23 protein-coding genes are annotated in these 26,197 nt (G+C 60.5%); 12 read left to right on the forward strand and 11 right to left on the reverse strand.

From position 1 onward, the window contains the following. Nucleotides 1-125: 125 nt before the first annotated feature. Nucleotides 126-2,855, forward strand: a complete 2,730-nt coding sequence (locus KUV46_12610) for a M1 family metallopeptidase (GenBank protein QYJ00173.1) — start codon at nt 126-128, stop codon at nt 2,853-2,855. Here KUV46_12610 and KUV46_12615 read toward each other — a convergent pair. Continuing rightward, on the reverse strand, nt 2,804-4,024 hold the full coding sequence (locus KUV46_12615; GenBank protein QYJ00174.1) for a CoA transferase: 1,221 nt from the start codon (nt 4,022-4,024) through the stop codon (nt 2,804-2,806). The genes KUV46_12610 and KUV46_12615 overlap by 52 nt on opposite strands. A 169-nt stretch (nt 4,025-4,193) precedes the next feature. Between KUV46_12615 and KUV46_12620 the strand changes: the two genes are divergently transcribed. After that, nucleotides 4,194-5,312 (forward strand): DUF2336 domain-containing protein, encoded by a 1,119-nt coding sequence (locus KUV46_12620; protein ID QYJ00175.1) that lies wholly within the window; start codon nt 4,194-4,196, stop codon nt 5,310-5,312. Here the strand turns inward: KUV46_12620 and KUV46_12625 are convergent. Beyond that, the gene (locus KUV46_12625; GenBank protein ID QYJ00176.1) at nt 5,309-5,998 is read right to left on the reverse strand and encodes a hypothetical protein; all 690 of its coding nucleotides are present in this window, start codon (nt 5,996-5,998) and stop codon (nt 5,309-5,311) included. The genes KUV46_12620 and KUV46_12625 overlap by 4 nt on opposite strands. Nucleotides 5,999-6,117: 119 nt before the next feature. On the opposite strand from KUV46_12625, the gene KUV46_12630 reads away from it, so the two are divergent. Then, complete coding sequence (locus tag KUV46_12630; protein ID QYJ00177.1) at nt 6,118-6,924, forward strand: hypothetical protein; 807 nt, start codon at nt 6,118-6,120, stop codon at nt 6,922-6,924. Here the strand turns inward: KUV46_12630 and KUV46_12635 are convergent, their stop codons facing one another. The 6 genes from KUV46_12635 to KUV46_12660 form a co-directional block, all read right to left on the reverse strand. Then, nucleotides 6,925-8,190, reverse strand: coding sequence for an amidohydrolase family protein (locus KUV46_12635; protein QYJ00178.1), 1,266 nt, complete (start codon nt 8,188-8,190; stop codon nt 6,925-6,927). Next, nucleotides 8,187-9,608: an amidohydrolase gene (locus KUV46_12640; protein ID QYJ00179.1), complete on the reverse strand. Its 1,422-nt coding sequence runs from the start codon at nt 9,606-9,608 to the stop codon at nt 8,187-8,189. The genes KUV46_12635 and KUV46_12640 overlap by 4 nt, the downstream gene beginning before the upstream one ends. A gap of 120 nt (nt 9,609-9,728) precedes the next feature. Further along, on the reverse strand, nt 9,729-10,634 hold the full coding sequence (locus tag KUV46_12645; GenBank protein ID QYJ00180.1) for a hypothetical protein: 906 nt from the start codon (nt 10,632-10,634) through the stop codon (nt 9,729-9,731). A 108-nt stretch (nt 10,635-10,742) separates the two neighbouring features. Further along, the gene (parE, locus tag KUV46_12650) at nt 10,743-12,716 is read right to left on the reverse strand and encodes a DNA topoisomerase IV subunit B (protein QYJ02407.1); all 1,974 of its coding nucleotides are present in this window, start codon (nt 12,714-12,716) and stop codon (nt 10,743-10,745) included. 119 nt (nt 12,717-12,835) lie between these two features. Next, the gene (locus tag KUV46_12655; protein QYJ00181.1) at nt 12,836-13,489 is read right to left on the reverse strand and encodes a uracil-DNA glycosylase; all 654 of its coding nucleotides are present in this window, start codon (nt 13,487-13,489) and stop codon (nt 12,836-12,838) included. Continuing rightward, on the reverse strand, nt 13,482-14,060 hold the full coding sequence (locus tag KUV46_12660; GenBank protein ID QYJ00182.1) for an NYN domain-containing protein: 579 nt from the start codon (nt 14,058-14,060) through the stop codon (nt 13,482-13,484). The genes KUV46_12655 and KUV46_12660 overlap by 8 nt, the downstream gene beginning before the upstream one ends. A gap of 130 nt (nt 14,061-14,190) precedes the next feature. On the opposite strand from KUV46_12660, the gene rpoZ reads away from it, so the two are divergent. The 7 genes from rpoZ to recO are packed head-to-tail and all read left to right on the forward strand — an operon-like array spanning nt 14,191 to nt 20,239. Continuing rightward, nucleotides 14,191-14,541 (forward strand): DNA-directed RNA polymerase subunit omega, encoded by a 351-nt coding sequence (gene rpoZ, locus KUV46_12665; GenBank protein ID QYJ00183.1) that lies wholly within the window; start codon nt 14,191-14,193, stop codon nt 14,539-14,541. 7 nt (nt 14,542-14,548) lie between these two features. Continuing rightward, nucleotides 14,549-16,792, forward strand: a complete 2,244-nt coding sequence (locus tag KUV46_12670; protein ID QYJ00184.1) for a bifunctional (p)ppGpp synthetase/guanosine-3',5'-bis(diphosphate) 3'-pyrophosphohydrolase — start codon at nt 14,549-14,551, stop codon at nt 16,790-16,792. Further along, the gene (gene pyrE / locus KUV46_12675) at nt 16,789-17,370 is read left to right on the forward strand and encodes an orotate phosphoribosyltransferase (GenBank protein ID QYJ00185.1); all 582 of its coding nucleotides are present in this window, start codon (nt 16,789-16,791) and stop codon (nt 17,368-17,370) included. The genes KUV46_12670 and pyrE overlap by 4 nt, the downstream gene beginning before the upstream one ends. Nucleotides 17,371-17,384: 14 nt before the next feature. Then, nucleotides 17,385-17,798, forward strand: a complete 414-nt coding sequence (gene acpS / locus KUV46_12680; protein ID QYJ00186.1) for a holo-ACP synthase — start codon at nt 17,385-17,387, stop codon at nt 17,796-17,798. Beyond that, nucleotides 17,795-18,565 (forward strand): ribonuclease III, encoded by a 771-nt coding sequence (rnc, locus tag KUV46_12685; protein QYJ00187.1) that lies wholly within the window; start codon nt 17,795-17,797, stop codon nt 18,563-18,565. The genes acpS and rnc overlap by 4 nt, the downstream gene beginning before the upstream one ends. Then, nucleotides 18,555-19,502: a GTPase Era gene (gene era, locus KUV46_12690; protein ID QYJ00188.1), complete on the forward strand. Its 948-nt coding sequence runs from the start codon at nt 18,555-18,557 to the stop codon at nt 19,500-19,502. The genes rnc and era overlap by 11 nt, the downstream gene beginning before the upstream one ends. Then, nucleotides 19,502-20,239: a DNA repair protein RecO gene (recO, locus tag KUV46_12695; protein ID QYJ00189.1), complete on the forward strand. Its 738-nt coding sequence runs from the start codon at nt 19,502-19,504 to the stop codon at nt 20,237-20,239. The genes era and recO overlap by 1 nt, the downstream gene beginning before the upstream one ends. Here the strand turns inward: recO and KUV46_12700 are convergent. Continuing rightward, on the reverse strand, nt 20,236-20,934 hold the full coding sequence (locus KUV46_12700) for an extensin family protein (protein ID QYJ00190.1): 699 nt from the start codon (nt 20,932-20,934) through the stop codon (nt 20,236-20,238). The two genes, recO and KUV46_12700, sit on opposite strands and share 4 nt — an antisense overlap. A gap of 79 nt (nt 20,935-21,013) precedes the next feature. Between KUV46_12700 and parC the strand changes: the two genes are divergently transcribed. Together parC and KUV46_12710 are read left to right on the forward strand one after the other, a co-directional pair. After that, a complete protein-coding gene (gene parC, locus KUV46_12705) occupies nt 21,014-23,248 on the forward strand; it encodes a DNA topoisomerase IV subunit A (protein QYJ00191.1) in 2,235 nt (744 codons plus the stop codon). A 66-nt stretch (nt 23,249-23,314) separates the two neighbouring features. After that, a complete protein-coding gene (locus KUV46_12710; protein ID QYJ00192.1) occupies nt 23,315-23,875 on the forward strand; it encodes a LemA family protein in 561 nt (186 codons plus the stop codon). Between the two features lie 79 nt (nt 23,876-23,954). On the opposite strand, the gene KUV46_12715 is transcribed toward KUV46_12710, so the two are convergent. Continuing rightward, nucleotides 23,955-25,535, reverse strand: coding sequence for a TRAP transporter large permease subunit (locus tag KUV46_12715; GenBank protein QYJ00193.1), 1,581 nt, complete (start codon nt 25,533-25,535; stop codon nt 23,955-23,957). Continuing rightward, entirely contained in the window at nt 25,525-26,190 is a 666-nt protein-coding gene (locus KUV46_12720; GenBank protein QYJ00194.1) for a TRAP transporter small permease subunit, read from the reverse strand. Before KUV46_12720 ends, KUV46_12715 begins: the two co-directional genes overlap by 11 nt. Between the last annotated feature and the right edge of the window lie 7 nt (nt 26,191-26,197).

Consider the following 26,197-nt stretch of genomic DNA (forward strand, 5'->3'; position numbering starts at 1 on the left):
TTCAGGCAGGACGCCATGAGAAGTCGGCGCATGGCGCTTTGTGAAATACAGCTGCAGGCCTTTTTGAGGGTGACGCCAAGGGGCGCTGCCTCATATGAATTGTTACACGCAATTCAGGGTTTTCCATGCAACGTCTTCTTCTTGTGTGCGCGCTTGCTTTCGGGCTTGCTTCGTGTGGTCCGACGCCGCGTCAGCAACAGCCGGAACTGTCCGAACTGTATGAGCGCGCGCCGCGAGGGCCTCTGCCTGATGGCGTTCGCCCGACCGCATACGACATGGATTTGAAGATCGACCCGCGTGGCACGCGGTTTGGTGGCACAGTCACGATCGATGTCGAGTTCGACCAGCCTGCCCAGGGCTTCTGGCTTCATGGACAGGGGCTCGAGATCAAAGAAGTCACCGTCAGCGGCACGAATATGCAGGATGAGGCGGCAACCTGGCGCGATGTCCTGAATTCAGGGGTCGCCTGGATCCACTTTCCACGGCGCGCTGGTGCGGGAACCGTCCGCGTCGAGATAGACTATACCGCGCCTTTCGATGCCAATCTTGCAGGGCTGTTCAAGGTTGAGGAGCAGGGCGGCGCCTATGCTCTCGCGAAGTCTGAAAGTATTCAGGCGCGCCGTTTCATGCCGGGCTTTGATGAACCGCGCTTCAAGACGCCTTATGACATCGTCCTGACCGTGCCCGAAGACGACACAGCGATCGCAAACACGCCGATAGAGCGTGAAGAAACTCTGGAAGATGAAGGCTTTAAGCGGATTACCTTCAAGCCGACCCGTCCACTTCCGACTTACCTGTTGTCGCTTGCTGTCGGTCCGTTCGACCGGCTGGATGGGCCTTCGCTCTCGCCGAATGAAGTGCGGGATTTTTCGGTTCCGCTGACGGGCTACACAAGGGCCGGGAAGGGTAGCGAAATCTCCTATGCTCTTATGATGACAGAGCCGATGGTGGCGTTCTTTGAAAGAGAACTTGGCGTTCCGTATCCTTATGAAAAGCTCGATATCATCGCGGCCCCGCAATGGCCGAGCGGTGCAACAGAGCTTGCAGCTGCGATCACCTATCGCGAGAGCCGAATTCTCTATGGGCCATCGAGCGGCCCTGCGATGCGCCGGGCACTTCTGAACATTCACAGCCACGAAATCGCGCATATGTGGTTCGGCGATCTGGTTACGCCGCCGTGGTGGGATGATCTCTGGCTGAAGGAAGCGTTTTCAAGTTGGGCGACGGGCATCGTGCTATCCGAGCTGGAGCCGGATGGCGGCTATGAGCTGGATGCTGTTGCCGACAGTATCAGCGCAATGTCGCTCGACAGCCTGCGCAGCGCACGCGCTGTCAGAGAGCCGATCACGCTAAACGAGGACATCCGCAACGCCTACGACTCGATTACCTATGACAAAGGCCTCGCCGTCATCGCGATGGTGGACTCCTATTTCGGGGCCGACAAGTTCCGCCCGGCGCTTGGTCGCTATATCTCGCGTTTCGAGGACTCGGTTGCTGACAGCCCTGACTTCTTCGAGGTGATCGCTGACGAGACCAATGAGCCGGACCTGACGACGGCGTTTCGCAGCTTCGTCGAGCAGTCAGGCCTGCCGCTGGTGAACGCTGAGCTGCAATGCCGCGAAGGCCGCACGCCGGAGGTGTCCCTGTCGCAGAGCCGGTACGAACCTCTTGGCAGCCCGATCGAACAGAGCCGGCGTTGGACGATTCCCTACTGTCTCGTGGCGGCGAGCGGCGACACGCGTGAACGCGTCTGCACCATGATGAGTGAGCAAACCGCGACGCTGACGCTGGACCAGTTTGAGACCTGTCCGGACTGGATCATGCCGAATGCGGGCGGCGCCGGATACTGGCGCTTTAACCTGCCTGACGCGCAGTGGGCATTGCTGGCTGTGAACTTTGGATCGCTGGAGGCCGGTGAAGCCATGGTCGCCGTTGATAGCGCCGTGGCGAGTTTCGAAGCAGGTAACCTTGCCCTCCCGACCCTTATGGCGATCGCAAATGCCGCGGCCCGGCATGACCAGCGCCAGGTCGTCGATGGCGCAATGCGCGCTTATTCCGCGCTGTACCGTGCCGTTTCGACTGACGAGGCCGCACGTGCAGGCATGGAAGCCGAGATCGCCCGCGTATTCGGGCCGCGCCTCGAGCGCGCAAGACAGTCTGATATCGAGAGCGATCGCATTCTGGTTTCCCGGCTGGAATCATTCCTGGCACGCACCGGCAATGACGCCGAGCTGCGCGAAGAGTTCGCGCGTGCGGCGAATGCGTATGTCGGACTTCCCGTGAGCGGCGAAGTACGTGGGCTGACGAGCGACGATTTCTCGACCGCGCTTTCCATCGGCATGCAGGAAGGCGGGGAACGCTTCCTTGAAGCGATGTTGGCGTCGCTTTCTGACATTGATGATCCGACCTTTGAGCAGGCGGTTGCCTACGCGATCGGTCAGAACAATGACCCCGAGTTGCTGCCAGTCATCATGGAGCTTTCCATGTCAGGACAGCTTGGCACCCGCGAGACCTATTCGATCATGTCCGGCCAGATGCGCCAGAGCGAGGTCAAACAGGACGCATGGGCGTGGCTGCAGGCGAATTATCCGGAATTCGTGAAGCGTATTCCCGGTCAGCGCCCGCGCTCAACGCCGCGGCTTGCAGATGATCTCTGCTCACCGACGGCAATTGTCGAGCTTGAGGCCCTTTTTGGCGCGTATGGCGACCTCGCGCCGGGCTATGAACGAGCGCTTGCTGAAGCCCGTGAGAGCATCGGGCTCTGCGTCGCGCTTGAAGCGGAGCGCGCTGATGACATCCGTAGCTATTTTGCCGGTTTCGCCCCGTCCGATACGGCGCCCGAAGATAGCAACTGAGTGATCTCATCCTCGCTGCGCCCGAGGCCAGCGAGGACCTCTCGGCTATGTTGACCGAATTTCGGTGAGGGGCCTTTCGGGCCATCATTCGCACCGGGAAACCGGACGGGCGAGGCAGGTGACTTGAACGAGCTGCCATCGCCTGCGGCTGATGGGACGTCCACGATGCCGCCGGCTGCAAGAACCTGCGGATCGGCCGCTGCTTCGGCCATCGTCTGGACCGGCGCCCAGGCGATTGAATGCTCATCCAGACGCTTGGCAGCTTCTTCCTTCGTCATCGCCCCAAAGCCTTCATCGAGGACGCCGACACATTCGACGCTATTCTTGCGGCGGGCCTTTGGCGAAGAGAAGCGCTCATCTTCGATCAGGTCCTCGCGGCCTATGACCCGGCAGATCGGACCCCAGTCAGAATTGCCCTGACGCGCGACGATGCAGAGCCAGTGATCGTCACTGGTGCGGAAAAAGTTCATGATTGGCACGGTCTGCTCGTGGCGCTGCTTGGTGGAGCCAAGCCGCCCGAAGAAGAGCTGGATCGCGAAATCAGAGCCAAGCGTGAAGAGGGCGGTGCGCAGCAGCGAAGCCTCTACCAGCCGGCCCTTGCCGGTCTTGGTAGCCTCCACCAGCGCCGCGCAGATGCCAGCGGCCGCAGCGATGCTGGTCGTGTGGTCGCCGAAGGCCGTGCGGCACGGGAATGGCTCACCGCCCTTCGGGATGGTGGTGCGCGCCGCGCCTGAGCGTGCCCAGAAGCTCGCCACGTCGAAGCCAGGCTTGTCGGCGTCCGGGCCATCGAGGCCGTATCCAGTCAGGCTGCAATAGACGAGTTTTGGATTGACTGATTTCAGACCTTCATAGTCGAGGCCAGACCGCGCGAGGCCGCCGGGGCGAACATTGGTCAGAAAGACGTCCGCGCTTTCGGCGAGTTCGCGGAGGATCTTGCGGCCCTCATCGGTGGTCGTGTCGAGCGCGATGGACTTCTTGCCGCGATTGTCGAAATCAAAGACCGGATTGTCCTGGATGTCGGTGCCAATGGTCGCGAAGAATTTGCGGATCGGGTCGCCGCCGGGTGGTTCAACCTTGATCACTTCGGCGCCCCAGTCACTCAGGATACTGCCTGCGCCAGGGGCGGCCATATAGGTTGCGTATTCTATGACGCGAATGCCTTCGAGCATGTCTACTCCCAGATTTATTTCAGGCCTGCTGCCGGACCCATTGGTAAACCGGACATTAACCGGCACAATACAATTCTCAGCAAATTGATTCCTCGGCTGAGGGAAGGCGCTATCGATGGGTATTTCAAGCATGCGGCCGCAATTGTCCGAAGGGGACATTGAGCGGCTCATGAAAGGTGAGACACCGGACGAACGGGCTGGCATTGCGCACAAGCTCTGCCGCCGGATTGCGACTGACCCTCTGACAGACGCCGAACGCCGCCACGCAGAAGAGATTATTGGCATCCTCGCGCAGGACGCCGCAGAGCTCGTTCGCAAGACGCTTTCTGTGGCGCTGCGCAACTCGCCGCGCCTGCCGCGTGACGTCGCGCTCAAGCTTGCGCGCGACGTGGAGTCCGTCGCGCTGCCCGTGCTTCAGTATTCACCGTCCCTGACCGATCAGGACCTGATCGAGCTTGTCCGCGCTGTTGAAGGCGCCAAGCAGATCGCCATCGCATCGCGCGAACGTATCGACCCCGCACTGTGTGAGACGATTGCTGGCGAGGGCATTGCTGATGCCGTGGCCGCGCTGGCGCGCAATCGCGGTGCGAGCTGGACGAACAAGGCGTTCGATCGCTCCATCGACCGGTTCGCTGAGAATGAGGGCGTGAAGACCGCGCTGATCGCGCGTGAGCATATTCCGGTTCATGTCGCTGAAAAGCTGGTGTCGCTTGTTTCGGGGCAGGCTTTCGACATGCTGGTGAACCGGCATGAGTTGCCAGCGCAGCTCGCTATCGATCTTGCTGCCGGTGCGCGTGAACGCGCGACCGTGGACCTTGTCGAGCAGGCGGACCGTAGCCAGGATATGGGCTATTTCGTCCACCAGCTTGACCTCAATGGCCGCCTGACGAACTCGCTCATCATGCGCGCGCTGTGTCTCGGACAGATGAAGTTTGTCGAACATGCCATGGCAGAGCTCGCCGGTGTCACGCATGGCAAGGCGTGGCTGATGATCCATGATGCGGGTCCGCGTGGCCTTGCAGCAATTTTCGACCGGGCCGGTCTGCCGCGTAAGCTCCTGCCAGCCTTCAAGGCCGCGGTGAACGTCTTCCACGAAACCGAAGTCGATGGCGGTCCGAACGACAAGGCCCGCTTCCGGATGCGGATGATTGAACGCGTGCTGACGCAGTTCCAGGCCATCCCGAAGGGCGACCTCGACTATCTGCTGGAAAAACTGGATTTCTATTCAGAGCAGGCGCGCGCCATGGAAACGCCGCCGTCCGAAGAGGCAGCGCGCCGTTTCGGCTAGCCGTCGACCCGGGGGGCGCGGGCAAGCTCGATGCCTACGGAAGCCAGCTTCTCACCGTCGCGATAACGCGCATTCTCAGCGATGACGGCCATGCCGCAGGCGCTGGCCGCTTCGATGCGGTTGAGGAGATCGGCTTCGCTCCAGACTTTCAGCGCGTCGATGCGCACCGAATCCAGTAGGAGGCGCAGATGCGTGTCGAGCGGTGTGCACCATGAGCGCGTTGCATTGACGCCAACCCGGAAACCACGGCGGCGAAGCGCTTCGATGCTTTTGAGGATGTCGGACTTCGACTGGGACAGGGTCGCGTCGCCGACCTCGATGCAGATTTCCTGAGGGCAGATGCGGCTGCGGGCAGCGGCGGCCTCGCAGGCAATCGGTGTGTCCGGGTGCATCAGGGCCGCGATCGGGGCTTCGACAATGATCGGGCGAGCCGTTGCCTGCGGCGTCTCATTGGCAAGGCGCGCGACAGCCTCAACCTGATGGGCGAGCCAGAGGGCCGGGCTGATGCGGTTCACGAAGAGGCTACCGGCGCCGAAAGACACGCGATCATCGAAAGCAAATTGCGTTTCGGCGACCTGGTTGACGATGTCGCCCGTGAGGAGGTGGATGACAGGGGACAGCCGCAGCTCGCCTTCGCCTGGAATAATTGATGGCTGAGCCGATGTGCGTGTCCGAACCTGTTGCATGCCGCATCCCTGTCTGTGAATGTATCGAGACAAGAACAATGACAGACGCTCGTTGAGATCACGCGGATTGGAACGAGTGGATTTACAGCAAATTTGCTGGATCTGAGGGAGAATTCGTTATGACCGATGCCGCGCCAAGACTTTCCGCTACCGTTCTCCTGCTGCGCGACGCGCCGGACCTGCAGGTCCTCATGGTGAAGCGCCACTACCAGATCGACTTCGCCGCAGGGGCGCTGGTTTTTCCGGGCGGAAAGACGAATGACGAAGATGCGTCTGACGAGTGGGACGCCCTGAGCGACGGCAATTATGACGGCAAGGCACGGATCGCGCGGGTTGCTGCGCTTCGAGAAGCCTTTGAAGAATCAGGGATTATCCTGGCGCGCCCGGCGAGCGCGCGGGGCGAGGGCGCAGCGCTTGTTGGCGTCGATGTCGCTGACAAGCTTGCCCCGTTCCGCGAGGCCGTTGATCGGCGCGAGAAAAGCTTTGTTGAGCTGGTGAAAGAGCATGACCTCGTGCTCGCGCTCGATACGCTGGTTCACTTTGGCCACTGGATCACGCCAGACATGATGCCCAAGCGCTTCGATACGCATTTCTATCTGGCGCCGACGCCGCCGCAGCAGCTTGCGACCCATGACGGGCGTGAAACGACGGATGCTGTATGGCTGTCCCCGCAGCTGGCTCTCGACATGGAAGCGGCCGGCGAGGCGACAATCATTTTCCCTACCAAGATGAACCTTGGAAAGCTGGCCGAAGCGCAAAGCGTGCCGACCGCCATCAGCCGCTTCAAGGACAACAAGGTCGTCACCGTGCTGCCTGTCGTCGGCAAGGATGAGAATGGCAAACCCTGCCTGCATATCCCCGCAGAGGCCGGCTATGTTCAGACGATCGAACCCCTCGAAAAAGTCGAGAACGTCGCCAAGCGCTGACTAGCGCTTGTAGGCGAGTGGCCGTTCGCTTTCATCGAGATTGAGGTAGCGGTCGCGCAGCTTTGTCTGGCGGCTCTCGAGCGGTTGCTCGACGCCATCGATAAAGATGCGGACAGGCGCGCTTCTAACTTCCAGCGGGTCACCATCCCAGATGACGAGGTCACCAAGGCTGCCAGCAGTCAGGCGTCCTGCACCATCGATCCCGAAAATATCGGCTGGCACCGACGTGATCGCCCGCAGGGCGTCCGTATGGTCGACGCCGCTACCGACGGCATTGCCAGCGCTCTGCAGGATAAGGCGGGCCTGGTGGCTGCTATTGTCGAAATAGGCGAAGGCGGTTGTCACACCGGCATCGAGAAGCCGCGCGGCGTTCTGCTGGGTTGCGCCGAGCTGGGCGAAACTGCCAGGCAGGTTGTCATAAGGGTCGATGATGACAGGAATCTCAGCGTCGGCGAGCTCGTCTGCGGCCATCCAGCCTTCCTGCGCGCCGAGAATGACGATCTGCAGCTGAGGATTGTCCTGCTTCAGCTCGATGATCTGGCGGATGTCGCTTTCGCGGCTGGCGGAGATCATGATCAGCTGATCGCCGCGAGCTGCACGAGAGAGGGCCTGCGCGTCGATCCGGTTGAGAACATCGCCTTCCTGTCCGGTGAGATAGCGGGCTGGAAAGGCGCGTGCATCGCCGAGGGCTGCACGGAAAGTTGCCCAGGCCGCCGGGCGTGAGCCGCCTGCGATACCGGCGCCGCCTTCACCAAGATTGATGAAAGTGAACGCGCGCTCTTCAATGATGGAGCCGGGCTCGCCCGTGGTGGTGGCAATGAAGCCCTGACCACCAAAGAGGGACGAGCCCAGGCTTGGCGCGACGGCCATGCGTGTCACGCCTTCAAGTCTCGTGACTTCAATTAGCGTGGAGGCCGGGTTAAATCCGTCGCTCATATCGAGGGCCGCGCCGAATGCAGACTGGCCAGCCGAGGTATCGTCCGTCGAGTCTTCAGCGCCGACTTCTACAATGCCGGTGCGCGAGAAAGGCGTGAAGATGCCGGGTGTGATCCAGGCGCCTTCCGCATCGATGGTCTCAAGCCCTGACGGGAGCTGGTCCGCATCCGCCCAAGCGACGACCGTTCCGTCCCGGATGACGAGGGTCGCATCTTCGCGAACCGTCTCACCGTCAAACAGGGTGGCGTTCTGTATGGCGAGGTTCTGCGCGAGCGCACTGGCACAGACGAGCGAGGTTGACGCGGCAATTGCTGCAAATTTGAAGATCATTTCAGGTCTCCTTCGCCAGGCTGGCCAAGCTCGAAATCTGTGACGGGGGTGAAGTCTGGCTGCTCAAGATCAAACATGAGCGCGCCGTCGATATAAACGCGTTCGGCGTTCGAATAGGTGCTGAACGGGTCGCCATTCCAGAGAACGACGTCAGCGTCCTTACCGATCTCCAGTGAGCCTGTCTGATCGAAAATACCAAGCGACTTTGCCGGATTGGCCGAGAGCCAGGTCCAGGCGTCAGCGTCTGAAATCTCGATCCCGGCGCGCCGGCCGTCAGCCAGTGCCTTGGCGGCCTCCTGGTTCAGGCGCTGGATGCCGATATCGCTATCAGAGTGAACGATCGCGCAGGCACCGGCCTGATGGACGAGCGGGATATTCTCGCGGATGCCGTCATAGGCTTCCATCTTGAAGCCCCACCAGTCGGCCCACATGGCTGAACAGATGTCCTTCTCAGCCAATAGGTCCGCAATCTTGTAGCTTTCGACGGCGTGGTGGAATGAGGTGACCTTGTAGCCAAACTCTTCCGACATATCGATCACCTGCGCCATCTCATCGGCGCGGTAGCAATGCATGTGAACGAGGATGTCGCCGTCGAGAACGCCCGCCAGCGTGTCCAGCTCGAGGTTTCGGGTCGGCATGTCGCCGCCATCTGCTTCCCACTCGTCCCACTTTTCCTGATAGGCGCGTGCCTCGATCCATGAATTACGGTAGCCTGCGACATTGCCCATGCGCGAATAGGGGGCGCCGCCCGGGAAGCGACCGCCACCATAGCCATAGACGCGTTTCGGATTCTCACCGCATGCCATCTTCAATGTGTAAGGCGCGTCGGGAAACTTCATGCCCTGTACGGTGCGCGACAGGACGTTCTTGAGCGTCACGCCGCGCCCGCCGAAGAGATTGGCTGAACCCGGCAGGATCTGCATCGATGTAACGCCGCCAGCCAGCGCGCGGGTGAAGCCCGGGTCCTGTGGCCAGACGCCATGCTCGGCCCAGACTTCCGCTGTGACGGGGCCTGAAATCTCATTGCCGTCCTGATGGGCGCTGACGCCGGGCGAGGGGTACACACCAAGGTGGGAATGGTTGTCGATAATGCCGGGCGTTACGAATTTGCCGGCTGCGTCGATCACTTCGACATCATCGCCCGCATCGAGGTCTTCGCCCATTCCCGCGATGTTTCCGCCTTCCAGAAGGACGTCATAATTCTCGAAGACGTTGCCGATGCCGTCATAAACGGTCGCGTTTTGTAGAAGAACGGCGCCTGATGGGTAGGGCGTGTAGGTTGACGGATAAGGGTCGCGGTCGAAAGCTTCGGCCTGTTCGCCGTTGGTGTCGTTTTCGGTGTCCTGTCCACCACCGCCGCACGCGGTGAGGAAGGTCGCAGCAGACAGCGCCACTGCCAGACGCATCGCAATTTTCATATCAGCCCCTCAGCCGGAAATCCGTATCCAGAGGGTATTGTGACCCGTTTGCCGGCTCTTTCAATGGCACGCAGAACTTTGTGCGCGAATTTCCGGCGTCATATCCGCAGGCGATGCACCCTAGAGCGTGCGAACAGCGCCGGGGCTGTCGAGGTCCAGCGCGAAGGCGGGATGACGAGGTTCCGGCGTCGTCCCGCCACGTTCGAACTTCTTGAAAACGCGCGCGAGTGCCGCTTTGCCGAAAGTCGCTGGCACGATGCCTTGCGGGCGGCCGGGCCGGGCGCCGAAAGACCGGCGAAGTCGCCCATTGGCGTAAAGCGCGTTCGCGCGGAATAGCGCCGGCCATGTCATGAATTCGCATGAGAGCGAGACATTCATCATGTCGCCATTCTGAACGCGGTGCGGCGCATTCTGAGGCCATGAGATGCCTTTGCCGGGCTGCAGCTCGAACGGCTGCACGTGGGCGTCGAAAGTGCTTTCGAAGTAAAGGCTTTCATCGCCCTCACCAAGCGCGATCGCTTCAAGACGCTCGGTCGGCGCGAACTGCTCGGATTCCGGGTAGAGGTAGAGCGTCTTGGTGCCGCGAACCTGCAGCAGGGCGACCAGCGGAATATCGAGATGGTAGTGAACGTGAATGCCCGGCGATGAGATAAGAACACTCATATCGCGCTTGATGATGCGCTGGCCCATCCGCGATTGCAGGCTGTCGAAAATGTTGTCCGCCGTGTCGGCATAATGCGGCACGAGTTCATTCGTGGCGCGCAAATTGAGCCAGATACGGCCCTTCTTCACGGCTTCGAGGATTTCTTCGCCGCTCATGTTGTTGGCGGTGCCGAAAATTGGTTTCTCATCGCCTTCGGCGTGCTCACCAAAGGTCCAGATGCCAAGCCGCTCGCGCGGATAGGCGTCTAGCAGGGCGGCAAGCGAAGCGTCGCAGAAAAGCGGCGACTGGTGGAGGCTGTGTTCAGCGTCGAGAAGGTTTGAGTCCAGCTTGTCGTGCCGGACATATTGCCAGTGAATGCTCATTTACCTGCGCCCAGACCAAGGTCACCAATCGCTCCAGTCTATACCGGAACGTCGTGAAGAAACCATTGTCTGGCCCGCAAGATTTACACCAGTCGAATTCCTGAAGCGTCAGATATCGAGTTCAGACGCGAACTGGGCGTTGTCCTGGATGAACTTGAAACGGTGCTCGGCTTTGCGCCCCATCAGCGTGTCGATGAGCTCTGCAGGCTTCATTTCCGTGAGTTCGTCCATGGAGTCCGGCAGGGTGATCCGCGCCAGCGTGCGCGATTGCGGGTCCATCGTGGTCTCTTTGAGCTGTGAGGCATTCATCTCACCAAGACCCTTGAAGCGGCCGATCTCGACTTTTTCGCTATTCTTGAATTCCGATGCGATCAGCTCTGCCTTCTGCGCGTCATCCATCGCATAGACCGACTTGCCCTTATGGCTGAGGCGGTAGAGCGGAGGCATCGCCATATAGAGGCGGCCGCTTTCGATGAGGCCAGGCGTCATCTGGTAGAAGAAAGTGATGAGCAGGGACGCGATGTGTGCGCCGTCGACGTCAGCGTCAGTCATGATGATGACGCGCTCATAGCGAAGATCATCGAGATTGAAGCGCGTCTTGAGGCCCGTGCCCAGCGCCAGCATCAGGTCGGCGAGTTCCTGGTTCTTTTCCAGCTTGTCGACGGAAGCCGAAGCGACGTTGAGGATCTTGCCGCGCAGGGGAAGGATCGCCTGCATCTTGCGGTCTCGGGCCGTCTTCGCCGTGCCACCTGCCGAGTCGCCTTCGACAATGAAAAGCTCGGTATCGCCGGAATTTGCAGAGCAATCTGCGAGCTTGCCGGGAAGGCGCAGGCGGCGGGTCGCAGATTTGCGCGCGACTTCCTTGTCCTTGCGGCGCTTGGCGCGCTCATCCGCGCGTTCCATCGCCCAGTTGAGAAGCTTGTCAGCTTCCTTCGGGCTGGCAGCAAGCCAGTGGTCGAAGCGGTCGCGGACCGCGTTCTCGACAAGGCGGAAGGCGGCCGTGGTCGACAGCTTGTCCTTGGTCTGGCCGACGAATTCAGGGCCGCGAATGAAGACAGACAGAAGGATGCCCGCATAGGACATGATGTCGTCTGCGGTAATCGCGGTCGCCTTCTTCTGGCCCGTCAGCTCACCATAGTTGCGAAGGCCCTTGGTGATGGCCGAGCGAAGGCCTGCCTCATGGGTGCCGCCATCCGGTGTCGGGATGGTGTTACAGTAGGAGCGCGAGAAACCGTCGGCTTCGCCGAAGCCGGCCGCCGTCCAGGCGATGGCCCATTCGACCTTGCCTTCATCGGTCTCAACAAGGCCTGAGAAGGCTTCATTCGTAATGGTCGCCTTGCCCTTGAAGACCTCTTCCAGCTGGTCAGCGAGACCGTTCGGATAGGTGAGGGTGGCTTCGGCCGGGATTTTGGAGTCTTCTGGCAGGAGCGACGGGTCGCAAGACCAGCGCACTTCGACGCCGCGATAGAGATAGGCTTTGGAGCGCGCCATCTGGAACAGGCGCGATGGGCGGAAGCGCAGCTTGTCGCCGAAGATTTCGACGTCCGGTCTAAAGCGCACGCTGGTGCCGCGGCGGTTTGGCGCTGCGCCCTTCAGCTCGACCGGCGACATGACCTGGCCGCGTTCGAACACCTGGACGTACAGCTTGCGGTCACGAGCGACCTCGACCTCGACCCGCTCCGAAAGCGCGTTCACGACCGAGATACCGACACCGTGCAGGCCGCCTGCGGTCGCATAGGCCTTGTCGGAGAATTTGCCGCCCGCATGGAGCGTACACATGATGACTTCCAGCGCCGACTTGTCCGGAAATTTCGGGTGCGGGTCGATCGGGATGCCGCGGCCATTGTCGGTCACCGTCAGGAAGCCGTCTGCATCGAGGCGAACCTCGATCCGGCTCGCATGGCCGGCGACCGCCTCGTCCATCGAGTTATCGAGGACTTCGGCGAAAAGGTGGTGGTAGGCGCGCTCGTCCGTGCCGCCGATATACATGCCGGGACGTTTGCGGACGGGTTCGAGCCCTTCAAGGACTTCGATATCCTTGGCTGAATAGCCGGATGTGTCTGCTGGAACGTCGTCGAACAGTTGTGCTTGATTGGAGCCTGTCATGACCACCTCGTCTAGACCGAATCAGCCTGATCATACGAGGGCGAACCTCAGCTCTCCTAGTCCCGCACAGCGATTAGCTGTTGAAGGATTGCCGATCAGCGGCCGAGAAGCTCATTGGCCCGCGCGAAGACGGCTTCAAACATCTCCGTCGTCAACCGTCCGGTATTCGTGTTGTACCGCGAGCAGTGATAGCTCGACAGAAGGATGCGATTGTCGGGCAGGCGGTACTCACTGCCATGTCCGAAGGGATGATCCTTCACTTTGAGATCGAAGGCGCGCAGCATCGAGTCGTGCGAGATCTTGCCGAGGCAGAGCAATACCTGAGCCTTTGGCAAGGCATCGATGCGTGCAGTGAGGTATCCGCGGCAATTATTGACCTCGCTGCCGACCGGCTTGTTCTTCGGTGGGACGCAGCGCACCGCATTGGTGATCATCGCATCCTTGAGGACCAGCCCGTCATCCGGCCGGGCCTGATACTCACCTTCGCTGAAGCCGAACTTGGCGAAGGTTGCGTAGAGAAGATCACCCGCCCAGTCGCCAGTGAAGGGGCGGCCGGTCTTGTTCGCTCCTGTGACGCCCGGGGCAAGCCCGATAACCAGAAGCCGCGCATTCTCATCACCGAAAGAGGGGACAGGTGCGTTGAACCAGCCTGGATGGTTCAGCCGGTTCTGCGACCGGTAGGCCACAAGCCTCGGGCAGAGTTCGCAATTGGGCGGCGCTTCGGGCGGAACGGTCGTTTTATCAGTCATCGTCATCATCTGCATAAGCCACGGCCCGGTCAGGCGTTCCATTTCGTGGACGGCCAATCAGGTCTGAAAGGTCTTCAAGGTCGATGAAGACATCGGCTTCGCGGCGAAGCTCATCGCCGATCGTCTGAGGCTGTGTCTTGGCCGAAGAGACGACGGTCACGCGGCATCCTTGTGCCTTCACCATTTCGACGAGCCTGCGGAAATCGCTGTCGCCTGCAAAGAGAACGATATGGTCGACTGTGCTGGCGGCGCTCATCATGTCGACGGCAATCTCGACATTCATGTTGCCGCGTACACGCCGGCGACCTTCCCGGTCAGTAAACTCGCGCGCGGCCTTGTGGATGACATTGTAGCCATTGTAGCTCAGCCAGTCGACGAGTGGCCGGACGGGGCTGTAATCTTCGCCTTCAACAATGGTCGTGTAGTAATTGGCGCGAAGCAGCCTGCCGCGATTTCTGAATTCTGCCAGTAATTTGCGGAAGTCGATTTCAATCTCAAGCGATCGGGCGGTTGTGTAGAGGCTTGCGCCATCGATGAACAACATCAGTCGTTCGTCTTTATAAAATGCCATTTTTAACCCAGAATTCAAAGTCGTATCAAAATATCCGCGAGGCTAGCGCCGGACTGCAACCACCGCAAGTGACGGGTTGTATCGCTGTGCTGCAACGCATATAAAGAGCGGCTATCAGGAGATTTCCCATATGGCACGAGTTACTGTCGAAGACTGCATCGAGCAGGTCCCGAACCGTTTTGACCTGATCCTTCTGGCTGCGCAGCGCGCACGCATGATCCGCGAAGGTTCGCCGATCACTGTCGAGCGCGACAATGACAAGGACCCGGTCATCTCACTGAGAGAGATTGCTGATCGCACTGTTAGCCTCGACGTCGTTCGCGAAGGCCTGATCGCCAACCTTCAGGAAGTTCGCCCTGGCGAGGAAGAAGAGCGCGAGGCAGATCGTGCGGCGCTTCAGACTGCACCTGCAGCGACCGAAGAAGACGTCATGCGCGCCTACCAGGCCGAACTGGAGTCGGGCCGCGACGACCGTTTCTGATAGTCCCATGAGCAGTGCGGCCGCCAGCAACATTGATCGGTCGCCCCCAAATATGGAGCGGCGCGATGCTGGTGCGCGCGCTGCTATTCCTACCCGCGATGACCTGATTGACGCGGTCCGGGCCTACTATCCTGAAGTAGACTCGAAGCGTCTTGGTGATGCCTATGATTTCGCCAAGGAAAAGCACGGCGAACAGCTGCGCAAATCCGGCGACCCCTATTATTCCCACCCCGTGCAGGTCGCGATGCTTATTGCTGGCATCCAGCTGGACCAGTGCACGATCATGGCTGGGCTTCTTCACGACACGGTCGAGGATTGCGACGTTTCGCTGGATGAGATCGAGAGCCGGTTTGGCAATGATGTTGCTGAACTGGTCGACGGCGTCACCAAGCTTGGCAAGCTCGACTACAAATCCGAACAGTCCAAGCAGGCCGAGAACTTCCAGAAGTTCATCCTTGCGACCGTCAATGACATCCGGGTCTTGCTGGTGAAGCTGGCTGACCGGCTGCACAATATGCGCACGCTCCACTTTATCCCGAAGGAAGAGTCGCGTCGGCGCATCGCTGGTGAGACGCTGGAAATCTATGCGCCGCTGGCCCGCCGGGTTGGTCTATACCAGGTCGCCTCGGAGCTTGAGGATCTCGGCTTCCATCACGTCAATCCTGAAGCGCGCGCGAGCATTGTCGCAAAGCTTGAAGAGCTGATGTCGGAAAATGCCGACGATCTTGAGCGTATCCGGTTTGCCATCAAGCAGGTCGTCGCAGAGCAGGGGCTCACGGCACGCGTAAAGGGGCGCCGCAAGCAGCCCTATTCGATCTGGCGGAAGCTGGAACGCAAGTCGATTTCATTCCGTGATGTTGCCGACATCTTCGGTTTCCGCGTCATCGTGCAAGAGACGGGCGAATGCTACCAGTTGCTTGGTGCCTTTCACACGGTCTGGGCGTGCCTGCCTGACAGGTTCAAGGACTTCATCTCGGTTCCAAAACCGAACGGTTATGCCTCGCTCCACACGACAGTACGTGCCTCTGGTAACCGGCTCGTGGAGTTGCAGATCCGGACCGAAGAAATGGACCGGACGGCAGAGCACGGCGTCGCCGCGCACTGGACCTACAAGAATAGCGAATACGGTTTCGATCTCGAATCGTCCAAGGCGGCGGGTCTCGACCCGAGCATGAACCTTCGGGCTTTCGGTGAACTGCTCGCCGATGGCGCAGAGCCTGATGAGTTTCTCGAGCATGCCAAGCTGGAGATGTACCGCGAGCATGTGTTTGTCTTCACGCCAAAGGGCCGGCTGATCATCCTGCCCAAGGGCGCGATGCCGCTCGACTTTGCCTATGCCGTTCACACCGCCGTAGGCGACACATGTGATGGCGTCAGAGTGAATGGCGTTGACCGTACGCTCCGTACGCCGCTAAAAAATGGTGATGTCGTCGAGATATTGCGCCGGCCGGACTCTCGACCGGCAGTTGGCTGGGAAGCTCTGACGGTTACAGGGCGGGCCAGATCAGCCATCCGCCGCCTCATCAGGGGCCGCGAGCAGATCGAGTTTGTTCGTCTCGGGCGCGCTCTGATGGACCGGGATCTCAGACGTGCGGGCATAGAGCCGCTCGAAATCGACATGGTGCGCGTTGCCCGGCGCGCGGACTTTGAGACCGCCGAGGACCTCGCCGAAGCGATCGGACGCGGGCGCTATGACACAGCGGACTTTATCCGCACGGCTTTCCCGGGACATGAGCCGGCACAGGCGAATGCGCACGATCGCACGCTGATCGACGATCAGCATGCCAGCCAGATGATTGCAGGCGAAGACCTCACCCCGGGTGTCACCCTCCATCTTGGCGAGTGCTGCCACCCGATCCCCGGGGACCGCATCATTGGTCTGCGGGAGCCCGAAAAGGGCCTCGTCATCCATACAATCTTCTGTCGTCAGGTCGCAGCCTTCGAAGACCGTCCCGACCTCTGGGTGGACCTTCGCTGGAACGAGCTTGCCAAGCAGGGTGTCGTGGCCGTCGGCCGGATCAGCGTGCAGGCGGTCAACAAGCCGGGTGTCATGGCGCTTCAGTGTTCGGCCGTGGCGCAGGCTGGCGGCAACATCACCCGCGTCGAGACCGGCGAACGCGCCGCTGATTTTCTTCAGCTTATCTTCGATATCGAGGTTGAGGACTTGCGTCATCTCGAGCACATAAGGGCCGCATTGCGGGCGCTCGCCGTCGTGGAGAGCGTTGAGCGGATCGAGGAGACGACCAATTGACCAATGACGACGTGCTGGACTGTTTTCGCGAAGCTGGTGCATTGCTCGAAGGTCATTTCATTCTCTCGTCCGGGCGCCGTAGTCCTGTCTTCCTTCAGAAGGCGCTCGTCTTCTCGCAGCCTGTACTGGCAGAGCGCCTTTGCAAGGCGCTCGCGAAGAAAGTCACTGACACGTTCGGCAAGATCGACGTTGTGGCGGGGCCTGCTGTCGGTGGCATCATTCCTGGCTACGAACTCGCGCGCCAGCTTGGCTGCCGCTCCATCTTTGCTGAACGTGTTGATGGGGAACTTCAATTCCGCCGCGGCTTCTCAATCGCTGAGGGCGAGAAGATCCTGATCGCCGAGGATATCGTGACGACCGGGCTGTCCTTCCGCGAAACTGTCGTCGCGCTTGGCAAGCTGCCCGGTGAAGTCGTGGGCGGGTCATGTGTCATCGACCGGTCGAATGGCCGCGCCGATGTCGGCTGCAAACTCGTTTCCCTCGCACAGGTCGACTTTCCCGACTTTGATCCGAACGATCTGCCGGACGAGCTCAAGGCGCTTCCGCCGGTCAAACCCGGCAGCCGGGGCCTTGCCTGAAGGAGCATCCGCTCATGATCATCGGTATGGGCAATGACCTCTGCAATATCGAGCGGATCGAGAAGTCGATCGAACGCTTCGGGGAGAGGTTCAAGCAGCGCTGTTTCACTGAAACTGAAATCGCACTGGCGGAACGTCGGCGCCGCTCGGCTGAAACCTATGCGAAGCGTTTCGCCGCCAAGGAAGCCTGCGCAAAGGCGCTCGGCACAGGCGTGCCCCGGCGCGGTGTGCACTGGAAGCATATGGGTGTTGTGAACCTGCCGACCGGCAAACCGACCATGGCCTTGACCGGCGGGGCGGCCAAGCGTCTGGCGGAGATGATGCCTGCTGGACACGAGGCGGTCATTCACCTCACCATCACAGATGACCATCCATGGGCTTCGGCAGTTGTCATCATCGAGGCGCTGCCTGTAGAAGCGCGCTCATGAAACCGGCCCGTCCAAAACGTACAAGACTGCGCGCCTCCGGACGGACGGTGAAACGCAAACGCCCCGAGCTTTCTACCGAAGACCGCAAGGAGCTTGAGGGCCGACTGGGCTACACGTTCCGAAACGTCGAGTGGCTGAACCGCGCACTGACCCATCCCAGCCTCATCGACAATTATGACGGCGACGCGCAATTCTCCAACCAGCGCCTCGAATTCCTCGGTGACCGCGTGCTCGGCCTCATCATGGCAGAAGTGCTGATCGCCAAGTTTCCGTCTGAGCGCGAAGGCTACCTGACGCGCATCTTCCATCAGCTTGTCAGCGGTGAAGCCTGCGCAGAGGTCGGTGAAGCTATGGGCCTGCGCCAATTCCTCTTCTTCGATGCGTCGATGGAGAAGAATAAGCGCGGCAGCTATGACAAGAGCGTTGCCGATGCTGTTGAGGCCATCGTTGCCGCGATCTACCGCGACGGCGGGCTGGAAGCGGCCCGCGCCTTTATCAGCCGCCACTGGATCATGGAGCTTGTAGATCGGGAAATCTCGCAGCAGAACCCGAAAACAAGACTGAGCGACTGGTGCGGCGCCAATCGCGCGCCCTATGCGACCTATGATATCATCGAGCGATCCGGCCCAGATCATGAGCCGGTCTTCCTCGTTGAGGCCAGGGTCGAAGGGCGCGGTTCAGCGCAAGACAAGGGCCGCTCGAGGCAGGAAGCCGAAATGGCTGCGGCCGACCGACTTTTAAGGGATCTGATCCGGAATGCAGGCTGACGACATCAATCGAGCAGGCTTTGTCGCCATTATCGGGGCGCCAAATGCGGGCAAGTCCACGCTGACCAATGCGATGGTGGGCACCAAGGTCGCGATCGTGACCCACAAGGTCCAGACCACGCGCTTTCCGGTGCGCGGTGTGGCCCATTCGGGCGACGCGCAGCTGGTGATCGTCGACACGCCCGGTATCTTTGGCGCGAAGAAGCGCCTCGACCGCGCCATGGTGAAATCGGCATGGACCGGGGCGGAGGACGCTGATGCCGTCGTGCACCTGATCGACGCTGCCGCGTGGATCGCGGACCGCAAGGGCAAGGCCGCGCCTGCGCAGACCAAATCTGTCGAGGATGACCGCGACGTGATCCGCACGCTGAAGCGCAACAACCGAAAGGTCATCCTCGCGCTTAACAAGATTGATCTCTTCCCACATGACGAAGTCCTGCCGCTGATCGCCCAATTCAATGAGGAAGGCGCTTATAGCGACATCTTCATGATCTCGGCTGAGAATGGCGACGGGCTGGACCTGCTCATGGACCATCTCGCCGCGCAGATGCCGGAAGGACCGGCCATGTTCCCGCCAGACCAGTCCGCCGACATTCCCATGCGCCTTCTCGCCGCTGAGATCACGCGTGAAAAGCTAATGCTGCGCCTTCACGAAGAGCTGCCTTATCAGCTGACGGTGGAGACCGAGACCTGGGAAGACTTCAAGAATGGCGATGTCCGCATTGAGCAGGCCGTTATCGTTGGCCGCGACAATCACAAGTCCATGGTTCTCGGCAAGAATGGCCAGACGATCAAATGGGTCAGCCGCGCCGCGCGCGAAGAGCTGGGCAAGCTGCTGGATACGCGCGTGCACCTCTTCCTGTTCGTGAAGGTGGACGAAAAGTGGCAGGAAAAGCGCGAGAGCTACGCCCATCTTGGACTGGAGTTCGATAGCTGATGCAGTGGCGCGATGAGGGCCTTGTCCTCGGCGGCCGCAAGTTCGGCGAAAGCGGACTGATCCTCGACGTGCTGACACGTGAACGCGGGCGCCGCTCTGGTCTCGTCTATGGCGGCGCATCGCGCAAGAAACGCGCCCAGTATGAAGCCGGCAATACGGTTGAACTTTCGTGGTCCGGGCGGCTGGAAGAACAGCTTGGCCGGTTTGATGTGGCCGAAAGCTCGCGCCAGCGCGCGTCCCGCCTGATTGACCTTCCGCTAGCTCTCAATGCAGTCGCATCTATCTGCGCGCTCTTGCGCGGTGCCTTGAACGAGGGCGACCATGCAGGCTCGGCGCTGTTTGCTGCCACTGAACTACTTCTCGATCAGCTGGACGATACTGAGGTCTGGCCCGCCCTTTATGTCCGCTGGGAGCTTGGGCTGCTCGCCGCTCTGGGGTTCGGGCTAGACCTTGATGCCTGCGCTGTAAGCGGCTCGAATGATGGTCTCACCCATGTGTCTCCGCGCACGGGACGGGCGGTGAAAGGCTCAGAAGCCGAAGAGTATATCGACCGGCTCTTCGTGCTGCCAAACTTCCTGATCGACGCGCGCTCACCAGCCACAGAGCAGGACATCGCGCATGGGCTGGAGCTGACCGGTCATTTCATTGAGCGGCGGCTTTTCAACACGATGAACCGCGACATGCCGGAGCCGAGACGGCGGCTGGTGGCAAAGCTGGCGCGTCCGCAAACGCCCTAGCGGCAGATGCTCGAGCCGCCCATATCGAAGTGGAAATGGTCAGCGTGGGCGGCGTTATAGTCAGGCCCAAGCACGACGGAGAAGAGCTGGCAGGCTCCGCCATGCACTTCCTCCAGGAATGTCCCGAACTCACTATCCTCCCGCCAGTGCTGGCGCACGTCGATGACGCGGCCGTCGGCCAGCCGAAAGCCGCGAATGTCGATGGCATTGGCTCTGCCATGTTCACTCAGGTTGCTGGAGCCGGCGATGTTGCGACATGAGAATGAGCCATAAGAGAGTATGCGGTCGACCTCTTCGCCAAGGATCTCTTCAGCTGCAGGCGCCACGATCTCTCGCTCCCAGACAAAGAGCGACGCTGTCTGTGCGCAGGTCATTTTCAGCGGCGCGACGGAGTAAGGGTAGGCCGACCGGTCCAGCGTCAGTGGGCGCTCCAGCGGGCAGCGCTCCGTGCCGCTGCCTTCGGGAAGGGCGGTGTAACCGACCTCGGCGCGGTCTAGCAGGGCATAGCACTGGTCAAAATCACCCTTCAGCCGGGATAGCTTGATTGGCGTCGCAAACCCGATCGGGTCGGTCAGGCTGAGCGGACGAAGCGGGTTATGCTGCACGGGAACGAACGCATTGAAGGCAATTGCAGCCAGAAGCAGTGCCGCAACGACACCAACCTGTTTAATACCCCGCTCAAGCGTGCTGATCATTTCTTATAATCGTCCGTCATTCTGATAGAGTCAGGGCCGAAGCCCGATTCCTGAACAGGCACAGCCCGAAGGAGCCACCATGTCCGACCTTCTGGACCCCGAAGATGGCAACATCATCAATGAGCCGCTGAGTGAGGCCCTCACCAAGCGCTACCTTGCCTATGCCTTGTCCACCATTACGTCCCGCGCCCTGCCGGATGTGCGCGACGGCCTGAAGCCCGTCCAGCGCCGCATCCTTTATGGCATGCGGGAACTTAAGCTCGATCCGGAGTCCGGCTACCGCAAATGTGCGAAAATCGTCGGTGACGTGATGGGTAACTTTCACCCGCACGGCGACAGCGCGATCTACGATACACTCGTCCGGCTCGCCCAGAATTTCTCCGTCCGTTACCCGCTGGTCGATGGTCAGGGTAATTTCGGCAACATTGATGGCGATAATGCGGCCGCCTACCGCTATACCGAAGCGCGGATGACAGAGGCGGCAAAGCTGCTTCTCGACGGCCTCAATGAGGATGCCGTCGACTTCAAGGACAACTATTCCGAGACTGATCGTGAGCCGGTCGTGTTGCCGGCGGGCTATCCGAATCTTCTGGCCAATGGTGCATCCGGCATCGCCGTCGGCATGGCAACGTCCATTCCGCCGCATAATGTCGCCGAGGTTATCGACGCGGCACTCCTCCTGATCGAGGACCGCGATACGCCGATCACCGAGCTGATGAATGTCATGCCGGGCCCGGATTTTCCGACAGGCGGGGTCATTGTCGAGCCTCGCAGCGCCATTCGCGAAGCCTATGAGACAGGTCGCGGCGGCTTCCGTATCCGCGCGCGCTGGTCTGTTGAAGATCTTGGCCGAGGCACCTGGCAGATCATCGTCACCGAGATCCCGTATCAGGTCCAGAAATCCCGCCTCATCGAAAAGCTCGCAGAGCTGATAGAGACCAAGAAGGCACCGCTTCTCAGCGACGTGCGCGATGAGAGCGCTGAAGACATTCGTATTGTGCTGGAGCCGCGTGCGAAGACTGTCGATCCTGACGTGATGATGGAGAGCCTTTTCAAGCTCTGCGATCTGGAATCGCGCTTCTCCATGAACATGAACGTGCTGGATCGCGGCGCGCCAAAGGTGATGAGCCTGCGCGAAGTGATCATCGCCTATCTCGATCACCGCCGCGAGGTCGTCGTGCGCCGGGCGCGCTTCCGCCTCGACAAGATCGAGAAGCGCCTCCACCTCCTCGAAGGCTACCTCAAGGCCTTCCTCAACATCGATGAAGTGATCCGCATCATCCGCGAGGAGGATGAGCCCAAGCAGGAGCTGATCAAGCGTTTCGATCTGACCGATATTCAGGCCGAAGCGGTCCTCAACCTCCGCCTGCGTGCCCTGCGCAAGCTAGAAGAGATGGAAATCCGCAAGGAGAATGACACGCTTCAGGAAGAGCGCGCCGACATCGAATCCCTGCTTGGTTCGACGCGCCGCCAGTGGACCAAGGTCGGCAAGGAGCTGAAAGAGGCTCGCAAGGTCTTTGATCCGGAGACCGAACTCGGCCGCCGCCGCGCAACCTTTGAGGATGCGCCTGAAATCGACCTGTCCGCGGCGCTTGAGGCGTCCACGCCTAAGGAGCCGCTCACGGTGGTTCTGTCCTCAATGGGCTGGATCCGCGGCATGAAAGGGCACGGCCTCGATCTTGAAACGACCAAGTTCAAGGATGGAGACAGCCTCTATCTCAGCGAGGAAGTGCAGACGACTGACAAGATCGTCCTGCTCGCTAGCGACGGCCGCGCGTTCACGCTGACCTGTGACAAGCTTCCGGGTGGGCGCGGTCATGGTGAGCCGATCCGGCTGTCCATCGACCTTGAGGACAATATCGAGATCATCGCCATGTTCAGGCTGGATGCCAGCCGCAAGCGTCTGATGGCGTCGGATGCGGGCTATGGCTTCATCGTGCCGGAAGGCGAGCTTGAGTCGAACCGCAAGGCTGGCAAGTCCGTCGTGAATACGGCCGGTGGAAATCTGCTCATCAGCCGTATCGTCGATGGTGATCAGATCGCCGTGATTGGCACGAACAAGAAGCTGCTCATCTTCCCGCTGGAAGAGCTGCCGGAAATGCCTCGCGGCAAGGGCGTGAAGCTTCAGGCCTATCGCGGCAAGGACAAGCTTGCCGATGCCATGACCTTCAAGGCCGAAGAAGGCTTCGCTGTGACCGATTCAGCCGGGCGTTCACGCACCTTCCCTGAATGGGAAGAGTGGGTCGGCAAACGGGCACAGGCTGGAAAGGCGGCACCACGCGGATTTCCAAAGTCAGGCACATTCACCGGTTAGCTTGTCTTCCCGCAGGGGCGGGTCTACTAAGTCTGCCGGGACAATCTTCGAGGTGGAGGGACCTCCATGACATTTCTTTACGTTCTGATCGGCGCGCTGGCCATTCTGGTCGTCTTCCTGATCGGTATCTACAACGCGCTTGTCGCGAAGCGTCAGCGCTGCAATCAGGCTTTCGCCGACATCGATGTGCAGCTGAAGCAGCGCCAGAACCTGATCCCCAATCTGGTGGAAACGGTGAAAGGCTATGCCACGCATGAGCGCGAAACGCTCGACGCGGTCGTTCAGGCACGTAATTCAGCCGTGGCGGCGCAGTCGCCGGGTGAGATGGCGCAGGCCGAAGGCGTACTGACCGGGGCCCTCGGCCGCCTGTTTGCGCTGTCCGAAGCCTATCCGGACCTGAAGGCGAACGAGAACTTCAAGGACCTGCAGGACGAGCTGTCTGTCATCGAAGACAAGCTTGCCGCCGCACGCCGTTTCTACAATGCGGCCGTTCAGGATTATAACACCTCGCGTGAGCAATTCCCGAACTCCATCGTGGCGGGCATGTTCAACTTCGAGGAACGCGAATTCTTCGACCTTGGCGGCGATCGCACGGCGCTGTCGAACGCGCCGGAAGTGAAGTTCTAGGCTCCAAGCGCTTTAGATATGAAAATTAAGATCCCGGTCTTTCGCATTGAAAGGCCGGGATTTTTCTTTGCGAGTACGGTTAGTTCGCCTGAAGGGACGGCAGCCAGGTTGCAAGCTGCGGCAGGAAGGCGACGGCGAGGATCATCAGAAGCTGCAAGCCGATGAAGGGCAGGGCGCCGCGCCAGATCTCGATCGTCTGGACGCTGTCGGGGGCTGCGCCACGCAGATAGAAAAGCGCAAAGCCGAATGGCGGCGTCAGGAAGCTGGTCTGCAGGTTCAGCGCCATCAGGATGCCGAGCCAGACCGGATCAAACCCCATGATGATGAGCGGCGGCGTGACGAGCGGAACGACGACGAAAACGATCTCAATGAAGTCGAGGAAGAACCCAAGCACGAACATGACGAGCATGGCGCCAATCAGCGCGCCCCAGCGCCCGCCAGGAATGGCGTGCAGCAGGTCGGCCACCATGTCGTCGCCGCCAAAACCGCGAAAGACGAGCGAGAAGAGCGACGCGCCGATCAGGATGAGGAACACCATCGAGGTGATGTGAACGCCGCTTTTCAGCGCAAGTGTGAGAAAGCCGCGCCGATGAAGGATGATCATCCCGGCGACCGTACCCGCCAGAAACAGGATCGCCGACACGACGATCACGGCGATACCAACCAGGGTGATCGCATCCGTTGTCGCCACGCCAAGGCGTAGATCCATCACATTGCGGATCACCAGAATGAGGAGAAGCGCCGCGAAGGCACCGGCGATGACCCGCACGAGAAAAGCGTCTCCCGTTTCAGACAGGCGGAGACCTGCAAGAAGCAGCGCGCCAGCGACGCCAATCGATGCCGCTTCTGTTGGGGTCGCAATGCCGGATAGGATAGCCCCAAGCACCGCAATGATCAGAAAGAGTGGGGCGCCGAGGCCGAACGCGACCTCCTTGCCTGTCAGCGGCGGACTGTCATTGTCGATGACGGGTGGACAAGACTCTGGCTTCAGGATTGCCATGACCGCGATCCAGCCAAGATAGAGCCCAACCAGTAGCAGGCCCGGAATGAGCGCTCCGGCAAACAGGTCACCTACGGACACGACAAAGCTGCCAATGCCCATCTCATTGGCGGCCTGGCTCGCCGCATTGGAAACGGCGTCTGCCAGCAGGATGAGGACGATACTTGGCGGAATGATCTGGCCGAGCGTGCCTGAGGCAGCGATCGTCCCGGTCGCTAGCTTGGGGTCGTACTTTTGGGCCAGCATGGTCGGCAGGGCGATCAGCGTCATTGTGATGACAGTTGCGCCAACGATGCCGGTTGATGCCGCAAGCAAGGCGCCGACGAGGACGACGGCATAGCCGAGACCGCCGCGCATACGCCCAAGCAGTCGACCGGCTATGTGCAGCAGGTCCTCTGCGACGCGCGAGCGCTCAAGGATGACGCCCATCAGCACAAAGAGCGGGACGGCAATCAGCGTCTCATTCTGCATGATCGAGCCGCCCTGGATGCGGCTCGGCAGCGACAGGAGAAGTGGTTCAGGGAAGACGCCCAGCGTGATGCCAAACAGGGCAAAGAGCAGGGCGACGCCGCCAAGTGTCAGCGCAACGGGGTAGCCCGCGAGCAGGGCGCCGATTGCCGTCAGGAACATCAGAAGCGCGAGCAGGAGTTCAAGCTCCATAATGGCGCTCCTGCGGTGTGGCGTCGTCAGCAGACGCTGCAAATCCAGTCAGTCTCAGCGCTGCTTTCAGGGCGACCGACAGGCCAGCAAGGATCAGTAGCACCGCGAAGACCGGCACAAGCGTCTTGAACAGGAAAAGGATCGGCAGGCCGTCGCTTTCGCGTGAGCCTTCGAACAGCGTCCAGCTGCGCGTCAGCCCCTGTTCGCCTGCCGTGAGAAGGCGGATGCAGATCGGGAAGAGCAGGAGGTAGGTGCCTGCAAGTTCGATCCAGTTACGGCCAGTCTCGCCAAAGCGTGGGCGAAGAATGTCGACACGCACATGCGCATCATCGCGAAGCGCGGTCGCCGCGCCCAGCATGAACACGGCAGCGAAAGCGTAGATGACCGACTCTGACAGCCAGGTCGCTGTCAGCGCCAGCGCATAGCTGCCAATCACGACGACAAGCTGGAGCATGAACAGAAGCACCGCCGCCAGCATGGCAGCGCGAAGCACCCAATCGAGCGAGCGGTCCAGCCCGTCAGCAAGCGTCTGCCCGGCTTTGTGAAGCGGGCCCGGTATCACGAGGATAAGCAGAGGCAGAAGAAGCAGCGGCGAGGCAACAAGCCCGATCCACTTCAGGAAACTGCCAAGGGTCAGGAAGACTTGCGGGTCCATGACGGGC

Origin of the sequence: Thalassovita mediterranea (assembly GCA_019448215.1) — a bacterium.
Lineage (GTDB): Bacteria > Pseudomonadota > Alphaproteobacteria > Caulobacterales > Hyphomonadaceae > Henriciella.